The organism is Stenotrophomonas sp. 278, from assembly GCF_003935715.1.
Taxonomy (GTDB): Bacteria; Pseudomonadota; Gammaproteobacteria; order Xanthomonadales; family Xanthomonadaceae; genus Stenotrophomonas; species Stenotrophomonas maltophilia_AH.
In genome coordinates, this window is the sequence record NZ_RHPP01000013.1 from 37,719 (window position 1) to 52,375 (window position 14,657).

The following is a 14,657-nucleotide window of genomic DNA, read 5'->3' on the forward strand; positions in this document are numbered from 1 at the left end:
CACATGACCCGGCCCCACTCCGGCACCGCACTTTCCGCTGTAGATGACCCCGCACCGGGGTGTTCGACACTGAAGGACTGCCTGCACTGCTCGGTCCGCCATCTGGCGGTCTGCTCGGCGCTGTCGCCGGATGAAGTGCAGGCGCTGGAACGGGTGACGGTCTCTCAGCCGCTGCCGCTGGGGGCCACCCTGGCCCGCGCCGGTGAGCCGCGCCAACATGTCTATACCTTGACCAGCGGCGCACTGCGGCTGGTGCGCACCCTGGCCGATGGCCGCCGCCAGATCAGCACCTTCGTGCTGCCCGGTGACTATCTGGGCCTGACCGGCAGCGACCACCACCGCTACGACATCGAAGCCATCGCCGACAGCCGCGTGTGCCGGGTCGCCCTGAGCCAGATGAAGGACCTGCGGGCCCGCTATCCGCATCTGGAGCGCAAGCTGCTGCAGCGCGCCTGCCAGGAACTGGACGCCGCCGCCGATGCGGCCTTGGCGCTGGGCCGGCTGCAGCCGGCTGAGAAGCTGGCCGACTTCCTGCTGCGGCTGGCTGCGCGTGAGGCTCCGCTGGGCGGCAATGCCTTGCGGGTGACCTTGCCGATGGGGCGTGGCGATATCGCCGACCATCTGGGGCTGACGATGGAAACCGTGAGCCGTACGTTTACCAAGCTGCGGCAGCAGGGGTTGATTGCCCTGCCCCATCTGAACACCGTCGAGATCCTCGATCAGGACGGGCTGCGGGAGCTTTCGGCCGACGAAGGCTGGGCGTGATCCCGTAGAGCCGGGCTTGCCCGGCTGCCGTTCGCGCGCAAAAGGCCAGCCGGGCAAGCCGCGCCGACGTAGTAGCACGGCGTCCAGCCGATAAACGCGTCGCCACGCGCCATTGCAATGAATGGATGGCGACGCGTTGCGTTGCAGCGGGGTTGATGGATTGCCGCAAACCGCCAGCCGGGCAAGCCCGGCTCTACATGGCCTACAACCGCGATCACCCCAACAACACCTCACGCAACGCCGCATACTCCGGCGCGCACGGCTCCGCCTTCGCCGGCCGCTCCAGCAGTTCCGTCAGCGCCACCGGCACCTCCAGCGCACGCCCGATCAACGGCTCCACCACCGATTCAAACTTGGCCGGGTGCGCGGTCGCCGCCACCGCCCAATGCCCCTGCACGCCTTCCGCACGCAGCTGCTCCAGCAGGTGCACCGCCGTCGCCGTATGCGGACAAAACACCTCCCCCGCTTGGGCATGACGCCGGGTAATCACCTCACGAATCGTTGCGTCATCCACGGACTCACTGCGGAACGCCCCGCGCAACGCCACATCATCCTCGCCGAACAGCCAGCGCAACCGCTCGAAGTTGCTTGGCGCACCGACATCCATCGCGTTGGCCAACGTCGCCACGCTGGTCGCCGGCGTATACGCAGCGCCATGGAAGAAGCGCGGCAGCACCGCGTTGGCATTCGTGGCCAACGCAATCTGGCTGATCGGCAGACCCATGCCACGTGCCAGTATCGCTGCCATCGCATTGCCCAGGTTGCCGGTGGGCACCACCAGATTCAGCACCTCGCCGGTCGCGGCGTGGTGGTTCAGCGCAGCGTCGGCGTAGTAGCTCATCTGCGGCAACCAGCGGCCCAGGCTGATGCTGTTGGCCGAACTGAGCGGCACCTGCTTCTGCAGGTCCTCATCGCCAAGCGCCTGCTTGACCATCGCCTGGCAGTCATCGAACGACCCGGCCACGCGCAGGGTATGGATGTTGTCCCCGAAGCATCCCAGCTGATGCGCCTGCCGCGGCGAGACCCGTCCGTCTGGATACAGCACCACCACACGGATGCCGGGCTGACGGTGGAAAGCCGCCGCCACCGCCGCACCGGTGTCGCCCGAGGTGGCGACCACGATGGTCAGCGGCTGGCTCTGGTCGCGCTGCAGTCGTGACAGGCTGGCCGCCAGAAAACGTGCACCGAAATCCTTGAATGCGGCAGTAGGGCCATGGAAGAGTTCCAGCACATGGTCCTGCGGGGTGGACAGCGGCACCAGTGGTGCCGGGAAGGTAAACGCCTGCTCGCACAATGCGCCTAGATCCGCCTGCAGGGCGTCACCGGCAAAATACGGGGCCAGCACCGCTTCGGCATTGGCTGCCAGGCTGCCGCGCGCCGACCAGGTCTGTGCCTGCGGACGCACCTCCGGCACATACAGGCCACCATCGGGTGCCAGACCGGCGGCCAGCGCCTGGCTGAGTGAGGCGACAGGTGCAGCGTGACGCGTGGAAACGAAGTTCATGGAGAATCCTGAAAGAAGAAAGACGAACCAACGCTCACAGCAGGTGCGCCGCCGGCGCGTTCAACGGCGAAACCCAGGCCTGGCTGTCGAAGCCGGCATCGGCAAACGCCTGCTGCACCGAGTCGCGAGCGGCTTCCGCTGCTTCGCGCTGCTCGAACCAGGCAAACACGCTGGGTCCAGCCCCGGAGATGCTGGCCCCCATCGCACCTGACGTCAGTGCTGCATCGCGTGCCGCTTCAAAGCCCACTATCAGGGACGCGCGACGCGGCTCGACCAACACATCGCGCAGACCCGCGCGCACGCGACCGGCATCACCGCTGTAACAGCCGCTGATCACCAGCGCCAGGTTCGCACTCTGCGCCACGAATTCGGACAACGCGTAATGCCCCTGCAAGGCGGCGCGTGCGCGGCGTGTTTCCAGCACCGCATCCGGATGCACCAGCAGGCTGTGCCACGCCTCCGGCACCGGCAGCGGCACCAGACGATCCGACGTGCTCAGCACCAGCCCGCCCAGCAGCATCGGACCCAGGTTGTCGCCGTGCCGGCCACCGCTGGCCACTGCCTCGCCCGTGAGCGCGAACGGATACAGCGCCTCACGTGGCAGCGGCGCATCCAGCAGCGCGTTTGCGGCCACCAGCGCCGCAACGCAGGAGGCCGCCGACCCGCCCATGCCCGAACCCAGCGGAATGCCCTTGTCGATCTCCAGCTCGAACCCGAATGGCAACGCCAGCGCCTCACGCAGCGCGATCAGCGCCGCACCGGCCGTGTTGGCGGCCGCCTCCAGCGGAAGATTCACGGTGGTGCCGCGAATGACGGCAATTCTTACCTCGGGTTCGGCAATCCGCCGCACCGTGACCGTGTCGCCTACACCGGCAATGGCGTGGCCGAGAATGTCGAATCCCACCGCCACATTGCCGACCGAAGCCGGTGCAAACGCCCTTGCAATGTCGCCTTCGCTCACAGTCGCGCCCCTTCGCCCGCCGCCACCCGCAGCACATCGGCAAACACCCCGGCGGCGGTCACTTCCGGGCCTGCGCCCGGCCCCTGCACCACCAGCGGGTTGTCGCAGTAACGACGCGTGGTGAAGGACACCACATTGTCGGTCAGGCGCAGATTGGCGAACGCATGGCTGGCCGGCAGCTCCACCAGCCCGACCTGTGCGCCTTCGTTCGACAACCGCGCTACATAGCGCAGCACCGCACCACGTGCACGCGCCTGTGCCAGCCTTTCGGCAAACGCCGCATCCACGCTGGCCAACCCGGCCATGAAGTCGGCAACGCTGGAATCGCGCAGCGACTCGGGCACCAGGCTTTCCACCCGCACGTGCTCCAGGCTCAGCTCACGCCCAGCCTCGCGCGCCAGAATGACCAGCTTGCGCGCCACGTCCACACCGGAAAGATCATCGCGCGGGTCCGGTTCGGTATAGCCCAGCCGGCGCGCTTCGGTCACCAGCTGCGAGAAGGGAGCCTGGCCGTCGTACTTGTTGAACAGCCACGCCAGCGTGCCGGAGAAGATCCCGTCGATGGCCAGGATCTCATCACCCGTATCAACCAGATCGCGCAGCGTGGTGATCACTGGCAACCCGGCCCCCACCGTGGCCTCGTAACGGAAGCGCGCACCGCTGGCCGCCGCGGCCTCGCGGATGGCGTGATAGCGCGCCAGCGGGCCTGCACCGGCCTGCTTGTTCGGGGTGACCACGTGAATGCCGGCCGCCAGCCAGCCGGCATAGCGCTCGGCCACTTCGGCGCTGCCGCTGCAGTCGATGATCAACGCATGCGGCAGGTGCGCGGACTGCAGGTGTTCGGTGAATTTGTCCAGGTCGGAGGCTTCGCCCTGCCCCGCCAGTGCGGCGCGCCAGTCGCCACTGAGTCCTCGCGGCTCCAATCGCATGCGGCTGCGCGAGGCCACCGCGCGCAGCCGCAGGTCCACGTTGGCGCGGGCCAGCAGTCCGCCGTGCGTGGCCAGCAGCTGGTCCAGCAGTGCCGCGCCGACGTTGCCCGGCCCGATCACGCCGACCGAGAACGTCTGCGGCGACAGCCAGAAGCCTGCATGCGCCGCGCGCAGCGCCTTGGTTGCCTGGCCGCTGTCCACCGCAACGGAGATGTTGCGTTCGGATGAGCCCTGCGCAATCGCCAGAATGTTTACCTGCGCGCGGCCCAGCGATTCGAACAACCGCGCCGCCACACCCGGCTGCCCGGCCATGCCGTCACCCACTGCCGCCAGCACGCTGACGTTGTCGGTCAGCTGCACGCGCTGCACCTGACCCACGCTCAGCTCATGGGCGAACGCCTGCAGCAGGGCCGCACGCGCCGCCGAAGCTTCAGCCTGGCGTACCACGCAGCAGATGGAGTGTTCCGAAGAACCCTGCGAGATCATCACCACGGAAACATGCGCGTTGCGCAGCGCCGCGAACACGCGCTCGGCCGTACCTGGCACACCGATCAGGCCGGTGCCTTCCAGGTTCAACAGCGCCAGGTCCGGGCTCAGGGTCAGACCCTTGATCGGGCCGCCCACGGTGCGCTCGCCGGTGATGCGGGTCCCCGGGTGATCGGGCTGGAAGGTGTTGCGGATGATGATCGGCAGGCCCCGCTCGATCGCCGGCGACATCGTCTGCGGATGCACCACCTTGGCTCCGAAGTAAGCCAGTTCGCAGGCTTCGTCGTAGCTGAGCGCTTCCAGCTGCACGGCTTCGGGCACCACGCGCGGGTCCGCCGAAAGCACGCCATCCACGTCGGTCCAGATATGCAGTTCATCAGCGTTGAACAACGCCGCGAAGATCGCGCCGGAGTAGTCGCTGCCATTGCGACCCAGCGTGGTGATGCGGTCGCGGCGGTCGCGGGCGACAAATCCAGTGGCGACCACGCGGCTACCCGGGTGCGCCTCGCGCCATTCGACCAGCCGCTGCGCGCTCTGTACCCAGTCCACGTCCACGCCCAGCTCGCCGCGATCCACCACCAGCACCTCGCGCGCATCCAGCACCGCGCAGTCTTCACCAATGCTGCGGAAGTAGTGCCCCAGCAGGTGCGCCGAATACACCTCGCCCAGGCCCTGCACGCGGTCCAGCACTTCCGGCGGCAGCCCACCGATCACGCCCAGCGCAGCCAGCACCTCGGCCAGATGGTCGAAGCGCGCATCCAGCCACTCCACCGTAGGACCGGAATGCTCACCCAGCAGCGCCACAGCCGCACCGCGATGACGTGCGCGCAGTGCGTGCCAGTCATCGCGCCACTGCGGGGCGTCTTCGGCGGCGCGCTCGGCCAGCGCGATCAGCGCGTCGGTGACGCCCTTCATCGCCGATACCACGGTGACCTGCAGGGCCTCATCGCGGGCCAGCAGCAACTGGGCCACGTGGCGGTAACGCTCGGCATCGGCCACCGAGGTGCCGCCGAACTTGTGCACCACCGTGGCGGTGGCGACTTTCAGCGGCGAAAGCGGCGCGGATGCGGCGGTGGCGTCAGAAGATGGAGCGGCAGCGATGGACATGTTGACCTCGATTGAGGCCCCGCGTCATCCAGGCTGAAGGGATTCCCCGCCACCTGGTCTGGTGCGGGGCCGTGGTTTTCGGAAGTTACGCGAAGACGACGGACCGCACCGGACGAGTGGTACCGGTGGTAATGGTGGTGGTGCCGATGGTGCGACCACACGTCTGCACGCCGCCGATGAGGGCGGTGGTGAGCAGAGCAGCGGTGGCGGCGATCAGGACCATGTGCCAAGAAAACACCGCCGCCGGGCGGCTTGTCAAGTGTTGCGCTGCAAAAATCCAAACCGGCCAATCTTCACGCAACGTCGTTGAAAACGTTACGAATGTGACCATTCAGGCCAGGCAACGGTTTTCAGCCGACGTGCTCGGCCACGGCGCGCGGCGGCCGATGCGCATGCGCGCACAGCAGCACCCCGGAAACCAGGCAGGCAATCGCCAGCAGTTCCATCAGCGTCGGCCAGCGCTGCTGCCACGCGAACCCATACAACAGCGCGAACAGCGTTTCGAACACGATCATCTGCCCTGTCAGCGTCAGTGGCAGGTTCTGGCTGGCGCGGTTCCAGCACGCATTGCCGACAACCGAGGCCACCACCGCCACGCCGGCACTGATCACCCAGAACCACGCCCAATCCGACGAAGCATGCGCAGTCGACGAAGGCAGCACGAACGCACTGGGCACCAGCAGCAACGCCAGCCCGCCGGTGGCCACACCGGTCAGCAGCGACCAGTCATGGCCGGACAGGTCCGGCCGCCGTGCCAGCCAGCGGCTGTTGCCGATGGAGTACAGCGCCCACGAGAACAACGCCCCGAACGCACATACCAACCCCAGCAGACGCCGCCCTACTGAGCCTTCGGCATGCTCGGCCTGCAGCGCTTCGTAGCCCACGAGCGCCACCCCCAGCACACATAACGCCAGTGCCGGGGCAAGTTGCTTCAGGGGCACCGCGCCTTTCTCGCGCACCCCTACCAGGGTCACCACGACCGGAATGAGCCCCACGATCAATGAAGCCGCCGCACCGCCTGCCCATTGCACCGCGTTGGAGAGCAGCACGAAATACACCAGATTGCCGGCCAGACTGAGCCACAGCAGGCCCTTCCATTCGGCCGCACCGATCCGCGTGCGTAGTTCCTTCCATCGCGGGGCCAGCAGCACGATCGCAATCAGCCCATAGACCAGATAGCGCCCGGCCGACAGCTGCACGGCGCTGAACTGGCTGAGCACGGCAGGAGCCAGGAACACCACACCCCACAACGCGCCCGCGGCGACGCCGTTGGCAATGCCAACGCCCATTGAACGGTTCATCTGACGGCGGGGCTCCGGGTGTGGGGAGCCGGGAGTTTAGGGGTTATGCGGGGTCGAACTCTTGACCCAGACTCTTGCGATAACCTGGTAGCGCCGGCCGTTGGCCGGCCCAAGCGGCGTTTGGACCCATTCGGGCGACCACACATCGCGACATGAAAGACGATCCGTGGGCCGGCCAACGGCCGGCGCTACCGATGTCGCTCCCCACTCCGTCGTTATCGGGCAACCCGATGCCCCCGCCGATACTCCGCGGGCGTCATCCCCCACTCGCGGCGCAAGGCACGGGTCAACGCACTCTGCTCCGAGTACCCCGCCTGCTGCGCGATCTCCGCAATCGACGCGTCGCTTTCCACCAATTGCGCGCGCGACCACCGCAAACGGCAGCCGCTCAGCCAAGCCTGCGGGCTCAGTTCAAACGCCTGCTGAAACAGTGCATGCACGCGGCTGCCACTCACCCCTACTGCCGCCGCAATCCGTGCCACCGGCCAGTCCTGCCCCGGTGCCTGCGCGATCCGCGCGCACACCGCCTGCAAGCGCGTCGCCGTGCCCGCCGGCGAAAATGCCTGCAGCAGCACCGGCAGCTCGCGGTCGACCACCGCGTCGTCCACCGCCTCACCCGGCAACATCGCCAGCCGCCGCGCCATCGCCCGCACCGGGGCCGGCAGCGCCAGGGTCGGCAGCGCGTTCAAGCGCTCCAGTGTGTGGTCGTCGAACATGTCGGCCGGGCAATCGACAATCAGGAACCGGTCGTTGACCGTCGCCGTCTGCGCGTGCCCCGCATGCGGAGCCACGAAAATGCCCTGCAGCACATCCAAGCGACTGCCCCGCCCTTCCAGTTCAAACGACAGTTCGCCCTGCAGCGGCACCACCCATTGCGCCACGTCATGTCGGTCCACCGAAGAGGACGGCCCATAACGGCGCAGGTTGAAGGCAGCGGGTGGCATGACAGAACGTGGCAAAACCCAGACAGGACGGCCAGTCTGCCCCCCCGGCTGCCCCGCTGCAACGCACCACGTGCACCGGCCCTTCATTGCAATGGCGCGTGGCGACGCGTTCGTCGCCTGGACGCCGTGCTACTACGTCGGCGCGGCTTGCCCGGCTGCTCTTCGCGCACACCACACCCGCCTCTGTAACCTCCCCCAAAACCCCCGGTGCTATATTCCAAACCGTCCCGTACAGCAAAGGAGTGCCGCCATGACGAACCCCCGCCTCCCCGCCCTGTTAGCCCTGGCCCTCGCCACCACACCACTCGCCAGCGCCGAGACCGCCACCACCCCACTCCCGTCCAACTCGCCCAACCGCGTGGCCCCGGCCCCGAACTGCATGGACGCCCGCGGCCTGCGCGAAATGAACCAGGTGAGCGACACCCACATTTCCCTGCGGGCCGCCGACCAGTCCACCTGGAGGGTGACGTTCAAACAGAACTGCCCCGGGCTGATGGCCTCGCCCAACCCGCAAATCCTCGCGGAAGAAAGCTGGGTCTGCGGCACCGGTCAGGAACGGGTAGTGGCCGGTGGCAAGGACTGCGGCATTGCCTCGGTTGAGCCGATGACCCGCAAAGAGTTCGCTGAAGAAGCCCGGCAGGCCGACCGTGGCGGCATCGCCACCCTGGCCGCCGTCAACGTAAAAGAACAGAAGCGTACCCTGCGTGGCTCCTCGTCGTACTGCTTCGACACCCGCAACGTACGCAGCTACGGCGACAACGTCAAAGGCTTCACTGTGCAGACCAACCCCAAGCGCTCCGGGGGCAACAAGGAGTATGTGGTCGAAGTGGGAGCCAACTGCCGCGCCCTGATGCATTCGCCCGCCATCCAGTTCCGCTCCGGCTTCGGTACCAGCCTGATCTGTGGCAACCCCGGCGACGTGGTGGTGATGATCTCGCAGCCTAATGCGCCCGGCGGCGGCGATGCGACAGGCGAAGATCTGTCGTTCATCAACCGCAGCGCCGGCCTGCCGCGTGCCTCGTTAGGCATCGGCGACCGCTGCGATGTGCTGGCGGTATATCCGGCGGGTTGAACGAATCCCCGGATCCAGAAACGGAAAGGCCCCGGCAGAACCGGGGCCTTTGCTTTACAGCACTGAAAGAATCAGTGCTTCATTGCATGCTTGCGGTCACGCATCACCGCATGGGTTTCCTGCACGGTGGGCAGGAAGCGGGTGATCTCCTGGCGGGCAGCCGGGGTCAGGTCGTTGTCGGTGGCGGCATCCTTGAAGGCCTTCAGCAGACGATCTTCGGATTCTTCCAGCTCGGCCACGTAGCCGTACTGCGTATCGCCCAGCGCGGCGCGGACCTTGCCATAGAACTGCTGCATGGAACCGACCATGGTGCCGTGCTTGGCGGGTTCACCACCGGTGGCGACGACGGTGCTGCTCAGCGAGGTGACGATGTCGGCCTTGACGCCCGCAATGCGGGTGAACAGCGCGGACAGTTCGGCGTCCTTCACCTTGCCTGCGGCTTCGGTGTAGAAGTCCTTGCCGTCGCGGGCGATTTCGATCAGGTCGTTGAGGGTGTGCTCGGTGTTGGACTGGGTGCTCACGTGTATCTGCTCCTGTTGTTTCGCGGATGTAATTCGCGGATGGCCCGTCTTGGGTGAACTCACTTTTCCCGATTGCAAATGAAGTCCGCGTGACCTTCAAATCACATCGTTAAGCCTTGTATTGCTGCTGAAAAACCGATGTCTTCAACATGTCTACAAAACGCATTCAGAACATCACCTCGTGGTTCCGCGTCGCTTGATGTGGGCCATCACCTGGCCCACGATCGCGGTCATCAGCACCAGGCTGTTGGTCACCACGAATACCCACGATTCGAGCAGCACGCTGTACAGGATGAACAGCAGCGACGCCGTGATCTGGCCCACGAAAAGCCAGCCCGACACGGCTTCGGTGCCCTCGGCCTTCCACTGTTTCCAGATCTGCCGCCACAACGTGGCCACGAGTACCAACGTGGCGGCCCATCCGATGAGATCGACCGGCTGAAGGGTCATGCCCATTCAGGGATGAAGCCGATCCCCGTGGCGGGCGCTTCCTTGCCGGCTTGCGCCGAGGGTACGGGCGAAATGCGCGGAGCGTCACCGCAGTGGCTGGCCTCCGCCTCCAGACACTTCAGGAAATGGCTGAAGCCATTCGGGGCGCGTGCTTCGCGCCGGGCGCTGGTCGTCACCCGCGGTGCGCCCAGGCGCGCCACTTCGCAACCGGCACGTTCGATGGCATCGATCAGTGCCACGTCTTCCCCGCAGTTCAGCGGCTGGAAGCCGCCCGCACGCAGGTAGGCCGCTGCGCTGAAACCCATGTTCGCGCCATGGACGTGACGATGGCCGTCGCGGGCGCGCTCACTGCGCGCAAACCGCCGACGCACCGAGCGTGCATAGCCCTCCCAGTCGTCTACCTGCACCACGCCACAGAATGCCTCCGCGCTGCACGCCAGCTGTGCGGCGAACCAGTCGTCCGGCACCACGGTGTCGGCATCGGTGCAGCAGATCCACCGCGCGCCTTGTTCCAGGGCGATTTCGACAAGACGCGCGCGGGCAACGCCCACGCAGCCTGCGTCCAGGTGCAGCACGTCAACGCCGAAATGCGCGCACACCGCTTCGGTGGCGTCACTGCACCGGTCGAGTCCCACCAGGATGCGAACCTCTTCCCCCGCCAGACCCGGATGCCTTGCCGCCTGCTGCAACGACTGCAGGCACGCGCCGATCAGCGCCGCCTCGTTGTGGGCAGGCACGATGGCCGCGATCATCGCAGGCCCTCGCGCGCGGCCACCGAGGTGGTCATGCGTGACCAGCCCTGCAGCAGCAGGTCTTCATCGCGGTAACAGAACAGCTGCGGAAGCCGCGCGTCGAACTGGGCGTGCACGAAGCCTGCACTGCAGCGCGCCTCTTCGAACTCGTGCAGCCAGTGGCAGCTGACCAGAACACCATCAAATGAAAGGCTCCCACACAGCCGCCCCGCCATGTCCCGCATCTGTTCGGGTGGCAGGTAATAGCCGATCTCGCTGAACATGATCAGATCGAAGCGCCCCTCCGGCCATTGCGCGGGATGCTGCGCGCATTCAAGGGTGACATGGTCCTGCCCGGCCAATGACGCACGGGCCGTGGCAATGGCCGCTTCGCTCAGGTCGGTGGCATGCAGCTGCGCGCAGCGGTGCGCCAGCTCGGCGGTAAGCACTCCATTGGAACACCCCAGCTCCCAACCGCGCTCGTAGCGCGGCGAAGGCAGGCTGGCCAGCAGCAATGCGCGCTTTCGCGCCTCGTACCAACGCGTGCGGTAACCGAACGGGTCGTCACTTTCGTAGATGTGGTCGAAGTAAGCGAGATTGCTCATGAAAGCAGCACCTCGTAGTCACGCTGGAACCGCCGCAGCACGTACTCGGGAAGAATCGGCGGGCTGGTGAGCTCACGAACCGCGCCGGTCTGGGTGACGAATTCCTCGATGGCCTGGCGCTTGCGCAGCAGCAGCGAAGGGGCCAGTGCGAATCGCGAAGCGCCCTGCCACACCCGTGGTGCGACTGCCGGGTCCAGCCAGTGCCAGCCCCACACGGGGTACTCGCGCAGCCCGCAGCCGCACACCGCTGCCGCCTGCGCACACGCACGCCCCACCGCTTCATGGTCCGGGTGTCCGTCCAGATGCCACGGGGCCAGCAGCAGGTCCCCTTGGCGCAGCACCTCACGCAGCCACTGTTGCAGCTCTGCTTCCTGCGAGGCCACCGCACCGTCGCTCACATGCCAGGCAATTCTTGGCGCTTCCGCCAGCCCCAGCCGCTCCAACGCCCGATCCAGTTCCAGCTGCCGGGCGTCGCGCAGCCGCTCCGGCGGCCAGTCCGGCTGGTCCGGATAGCACGCCTCGCCGTCGGTGACCGACACGACCAGAACCTCGCGCCCAAGCGCATGGGCGCTGGCCATCAGCCCGCCACAGGCCAGCACCTCGTCATCGGGGTGCGGCGATACCACCACCAGACGCTCGACGCCCGCAAACAAGCGCTCAGGGTCTTCGGTGGGAAGCGCACGCAGCCAGGCACACTCGCGCCACGCCTGCTCCGGCACGCCGTCGCCTTCAATCCGGCGCAGCTCGGCATCCGCCTTGATGGCGGGCTTGTTCACAGACGCCATGGGTGTTCCTCCGCGTGGCACAGCGCGCCCTGCTCCTGCCAGTCGCGGTCGGCATGGCTTTGCCGGATGAACACCGTCAGGTCGCTCCAGCGCTGCGCGTGGAAGGTGTCCAGGCACATCGGCCCGGGCCCCAGTGCTCGCCCCACCAGATCCAGCACATGCGTGCAGGCGCGCTCGACCACGCTGCGCACGCGCATCACGGCCAAACGATGGGACGCGTGCGGGTCGGCATCGATCTGCGCCGCCAGCTCGCGCAGCAGTGCCGCGCAGCTGGCCAGTTGCATGTCCACCTCACCCAGCAGCCCGGCAGCGACGCCCGGTTGGGCGCAGCGCTCAGCGCGTCGCAGGGGCTCGGCCAATGCCACCGCGGCACCGTACCAGCACGCGGCAATACCGGCCCCGCCGTGCCAGAAACCCGGTCTTTCCAGATACGCGTTGCTGGCCCCGATCTCCACCGCCGGCACCTGGTTGAAATGCGCCGTGCCGCTGGGGATGCGCGCCATGCCCGTCGCCACCCAGCCAGCAGTGTCGAACTGCACGCCGGGATGGCGCGCGTCCACCAGGAACAGGCGCGTGCGTTCGTCCTCGCGCACCGTCACCAGCGCAACGTCGACCCAGCCGGCACCGGAGCACCATGGCTTGCTGCCGCTCAGCGTACGGCCACAGGGGTCGAGCTGCAGGGTCTCCTGCGGACCGTGCGCCGCCCACACCGCACCCAGCGCCTGTGCCGGCGGCAGGCGCTCCGGGGCGAGGGCCAGCAGGATGGCACGCGCGTCATAGTGCGCTTCCAGTACTTTCACCAGGCACAGGTCCTGCGCCGCCATATGCGCGAGCGCCTGCCAGCGGCCCAGCGTATCGCCGCCACCCGGCATCGGCAGTGCGGGGACTTTCGCCACCCAGGCACGGGCAGCCGTTTCGACCGGGTCGCCGGCCCGTGCCGGGGTCGTTTCGTGCAGCACCGCGACCATCAGGGCACCTTCCCTGTCAAAAGAGCCATGAGCATCTCCAAGAAGCAAAGTTCTTAGATACCCATCAGCGCATGCGAACTTCGTGACCAGCATGTAGGTACGGCGTGCAGCATGTGCGAGGCCGCATTCACCGGTCTCTCGTCATGAGCTCTACGCGGCGCTATCGCCTTGCGTTGACATGCAGCGTGAAACCATCACGGCGTCCCCGTTCCCCGCATTTCCCATGCAGCAGATCGAAGCCCCCCTCCAGGCCTTGCGCGCGCAGATACCGCCGCCGCCCCAGACCCCTGAGCCCACCGCCCCGCCGGTGGAAGCACCGCCACCGGAAGAGCCGACCCGCGAAGATCCGCCGAATGAGGCACCGCCGGAGCGCGATCCGCCGCCGGCCAAGCCACCCTTGGAAGCGCCGGTACCGCCACGCGAGCGCGCCCAGACGCGCTACGTGTTCGCAGAGGGCCGCTGGCAGCACATGGAGCGCCACTGTATCGCGATGGCATTGGGATGATGGCGTTGGGACGATAATCGGGACGCTGGTAGGGTCGCACGCCAGTCGACCGCCCGTATCGCCTCAACGTCCTTTAGGGCATGACCTTGGAACGGCCTCCCTCTAACGCGCCCATAAACACCGCCAGAACTCATACGCCCATGGCATCACCACCACAACCATCGCCGGCACCACCACAGCCGCCCATAACCACCCCGGTGCAGGCTGCCACACCAGCTCCCACCCGGGCCGCATCTGGAACGCGATCCACACCAGAAACACCCAAGGGGCCACGTCCAGCACACTGTGCACATGCTGCTCAATCGGGCTGATACGCCGACGACCGTCTGCGCTGACCGTATCCCAATACCCCGCGATGGCGTGCACCAGCACGGCACTACCCAGAACCAGCACCAGCCCAAGCGTGGGAGCCAGCGCCAGCCAGGCCAGCACGCTTCCGCCGATGACCACCAGCTGCACCGCGTGCAGGGTGCTCTCGCCCAGCCCCGAGGTATGCGGCAGGTCGGTACGGCGATGCAGGTGAAAGTCGGCCGTACCCGCAAGCAGCCACAGCGCGTAGACGACCGCCATCACGATATTGATATGGTTCATTTCCATCCACGCAGAGTCGCACGGTAGGACGTAAACGCAGGGCGAGGCTGCCGTGTACAGCAACTCAATCGACCGCGATCAATCGGGATTCAGCCCGCTCTTTGGTAGGGTCGCACGAAAGTCGACCGCCGATGACGGCTCAACGCCCTTTGGGGCATGACCACCAAACGCAGCCACCTCCCCAAAACCGACCAAACGCCCACACGCAGACGGATCGAGCCTCGAAGCAGTATCCCGTATAGTCCCTTCCAGAAGTACAGGATCGGCACGAAGGCCAACACATCAAGGATCGAGAACAATGACCAGCAATCATCCACGCGAACCGCGCACGCATCACCGCGCCAGAATCAGCCTCGGGTTCACCCCCGTTTTCACGGACACTTACAAGAAGGCCGATCCAGGCCATGAGGAGTGTTCATGTCAAAGCGTAGA

Annotated in this window: 16 protein-coding genes; 3 read left to right on the forward strand and 13 right to left on the reverse strand. The window is 66.7% G+C overall.

The window, feature by feature from the left end:
• Positions 1-3 precede the first annotated feature (3 nt).
• Positions 4-765: a helix-turn-helix domain-containing protein gene (locus EGJ34_RS04055; protein ID WP_125359256.1), complete on the forward strand. Its 762-nt coding sequence runs from the start codon at positions 4-6 to the stop codon at positions 763-765.
• A 214-nt stretch (positions 766-979) separates the two neighbouring features.
• Here EGJ34_RS04055 and thrC read toward each other — a convergent pair whose 3' ends face one another.
• The 6 genes from thrC to EGJ34_RS04080 form a co-directional block, all read right to left on the reverse strand.
• The gene (gene thrC, locus EGJ34_RS04060; RefSeq protein WP_125359257.1) at positions 980-2,269 is read right to left on the reverse strand and encodes a threonine synthase; all 1,290 of its coding nucleotides are present in this window, start codon (positions 2,267-2,269) and stop codon (positions 980-982) included.
• Between the two features lie 34 nt (positions 2,270-2,303).
• On the reverse strand, positions 2,304-3,230 hold the full coding sequence (locus tag EGJ34_RS04065) for a homoserine kinase (protein WP_125359258.1): 927 nt from the start codon (positions 3,228-3,230) through the stop codon (positions 2,304-2,306).
• Positions 3,227-5,752, reverse strand: a complete 2,526-nt coding sequence (thrA, locus tag EGJ34_RS04070; protein WP_125359259.1) for a bifunctional aspartate kinase/homoserine dehydrogenase I — start codon at positions 5,750-5,752, stop codon at positions 3,227-3,229. The genes EGJ34_RS04065 and thrA overlap by 4 nt, the downstream gene beginning before the upstream one ends.
• Before the next feature lie 85 nt (positions 5,753-5,837).
• A complete protein-coding gene (locus EGJ34_RS22100; RefSeq protein ID WP_185750056.1) occupies positions 5,838-5,975 on the reverse strand; it encodes a hypothetical protein in 138 nt (45 codons plus the stop codon).
• A gap of 127 nt (positions 5,976-6,102) precedes the next feature.
• The gene (locus EGJ34_RS04075) at positions 6,103-7,053 is read right to left on the reverse strand and encodes a DMT family transporter (protein ID WP_125359260.1); all 951 of its coding nucleotides are present in this window, start codon (positions 7,051-7,053) and stop codon (positions 6,103-6,105) included.
• A 215-nt stretch (positions 7,054-7,268) separates the two neighbouring features.
• The gene (locus tag EGJ34_RS04080; RefSeq protein WP_125359261.1) at positions 7,269-7,997 is read right to left on the reverse strand and encodes an AraC family transcriptional regulator; all 729 of its coding nucleotides are present in this window, start codon (positions 7,995-7,997) and stop codon (positions 7,269-7,271) included.
• A gap of 250 nt (positions 7,998-8,247) precedes the next feature.
• On the opposite strand from EGJ34_RS04080, the gene EGJ34_RS04085 reads away from it, so the two are divergent.
• Entirely contained in the window at positions 8,248-9,069 is an 822-nt protein-coding gene (locus EGJ34_RS04085; RefSeq protein WP_125359262.1) for a DUF6491 family protein, read from the forward strand.
• Between the two features lie 71 nt (positions 9,070-9,140).
• Here EGJ34_RS04085 and EGJ34_RS04090 read toward each other — a convergent pair whose 3' ends face one another.
• The 6 genes from EGJ34_RS04090 to EGJ34_RS04115 form a co-directional block, all read right to left on the reverse strand.
• Positions 9,141-9,590: a PA2169 family four-helix-bundle protein gene (locus tag EGJ34_RS04090; protein WP_125359263.1), complete on the reverse strand. Its 450-nt coding sequence runs from the start codon at positions 9,588-9,590 to the stop codon at positions 9,141-9,143.
• A 174-nt stretch (positions 9,591-9,764) separates the two neighbouring features.
• Positions 9,765-10,040 carry a PQ-loop domain-containing transporter gene (locus EGJ34_RS04095; RefSeq protein ID WP_125359264.1) on the reverse strand — a complete coding sequence of 92 codons (276 nt, stop codon included), beginning with the start codon at positions 10,038-10,040 and terminating at the stop codon, positions 9,765-9,767.
• Complete coding sequence (locus EGJ34_RS04100) at positions 10,037-10,792, reverse strand: glycosyltransferase (RefSeq protein ID WP_125359265.1); 756 nt, start codon at positions 10,790-10,792, stop codon at positions 10,037-10,039. Before EGJ34_RS04100 ends, EGJ34_RS04095 begins: the two co-directional genes overlap by 4 nt.
• Positions 10,789-11,376, reverse strand: coding sequence for a class I SAM-dependent methyltransferase (locus EGJ34_RS04105; RefSeq protein WP_125359266.1), 588 nt, complete (start codon positions 11,374-11,376; stop codon positions 10,789-10,791). The genes EGJ34_RS04100 and EGJ34_RS04105 overlap by 4 nt, the downstream gene beginning before the upstream one ends.
• Positions 11,373-12,161 carry a PIG-L family deacetylase gene (locus tag EGJ34_RS04110; protein ID WP_125359267.1) on the reverse strand — a complete coding sequence of 263 codons (789 nt, stop codon included), beginning with the start codon at positions 12,159-12,161 and terminating at the stop codon, positions 11,373-11,375. The genes EGJ34_RS04105 and EGJ34_RS04110 overlap by 4 nt, the downstream gene beginning before the upstream one ends.
• Complete coding sequence (locus EGJ34_RS04115; protein WP_125359268.1) at positions 12,149-13,129, reverse strand: acyl-CoA dehydrogenase; 981 nt, start codon at positions 13,127-13,129, stop codon at positions 12,149-12,151. Before EGJ34_RS04115 ends, EGJ34_RS04110 begins: the two co-directional genes overlap by 13 nt.
• Positions 13,130-13,352: 223 nt before the next feature.
• Here EGJ34_RS04115 and EGJ34_RS04120 point away from each other — a divergent pair, with 223 nt between their 5' ends.
• Positions 13,353-13,634 (forward strand): hypothetical protein, encoded by a 282-nt coding sequence (locus EGJ34_RS04120; RefSeq protein ID WP_125359269.1) that lies wholly within the window; start codon positions 13,353-13,355, stop codon positions 13,632-13,634.
• A 102-nt stretch (positions 13,635-13,736) separates the two neighbouring features.
• Here the strand turns inward: EGJ34_RS04120 and EGJ34_RS04125 are convergent, their stop codons facing one another.
• Positions 13,737-14,225, reverse strand: a complete 489-nt coding sequence (locus EGJ34_RS04125) for a hypothetical protein (protein ID WP_125359270.1) — start codon at positions 14,223-14,225, stop codon at positions 13,737-13,739.
• Positions 14,226-14,657: the final 432 nt, after the last annotated feature.

Bases quoted from the DNA above. Each gene is read 5' to 3' on its own strand.
- EGJ34_RS04055 (WP_125359256.1), top strand. From the start codon at position 4: ATGACCCGGCCCCACTCCGGCACCGCACTTTCCGCTGTAGATGACCCC.
- thrC (WP_125359257.1), bottom strand. From the start codon at position 2,269: ATGAACTTCGTTTCCACGCGTCACGCTGCACCTGTCGCCTCACTCAGC.
- thrA (WP_125359259.1), bottom strand. From the start codon at position 5,752: ATGTCCATCGCTGCCGCTCCATCTTCTGACGCCACCGCCGCATCCGCG.
- EGJ34_RS22100 (WP_185750056.1), bottom strand. From the start codon at position 5,975: ATGGTCCTGATCGCCGCCACCGCTGCTCTGCTCACCACCGCCCTCATC.
- EGJ34_RS04075 (WP_125359260.1), bottom strand. From the start codon at position 7,053: ATGAACCGTTCAATGGGCGTTGGCATTGCCAACGGCGTCGCCGCGGGC.
- EGJ34_RS04080 (WP_125359261.1), bottom strand. From the start codon at position 7,997: ATGCCACCCGCTGCCTTCAACCTGCGCCGTTATGGGCCGTCCTCTTCG.
- EGJ34_RS04085 (WP_125359262.1), top strand. From the start codon at position 8,248: ATGACGAACCCCCGCCTCCCCGCCCTGTTAGCCCTGGCCCTCGCCACC.
- EGJ34_RS04095 (WP_125359264.1), bottom strand. From the start codon at position 10,040: ATGACCCTTCAGCCGGTCGATCTCATCGGATGGGCCGCCACGTTGGTA.
- EGJ34_RS04100 (WP_125359265.1), bottom strand. From the start codon at position 10,792: ATGATCGCGGCCATCGTGCCTGCCCACAACGAGGCGGCGCTGATCGGC.
- EGJ34_RS04105 (WP_125359266.1), bottom strand. From the start codon at position 11,376: ATGAGCAATCTCGCTTACTTCGACCACATCTACGAAAGTGACGACCCG.
- EGJ34_RS04110 (WP_125359267.1), bottom strand. From the start codon at position 12,161: ATGGCGTCTGTGAACAAGCCCGCCATCAAGGCGGATGCCGAGCTGCGC.
- EGJ34_RS04115 (WP_125359268.1), bottom strand. From the start codon at position 13,129: ATGGTCGCGGTGCTGCACGAAACGACCCCGGCACGGGCCGGCGACCCG.
- EGJ34_RS04120 (WP_125359269.1), top strand. From the start codon at position 13,353: ATGCAGCAGATCGAAGCCCCCCTCCAGGCCTTGCGCGCGCAGATACCG.
- EGJ34_RS04125 (WP_125359270.1), bottom strand. From the start codon at position 14,225: ATGAACCATATCAATATCGTGATGGCGGTCGTCTACGCGCTGTGGCTG.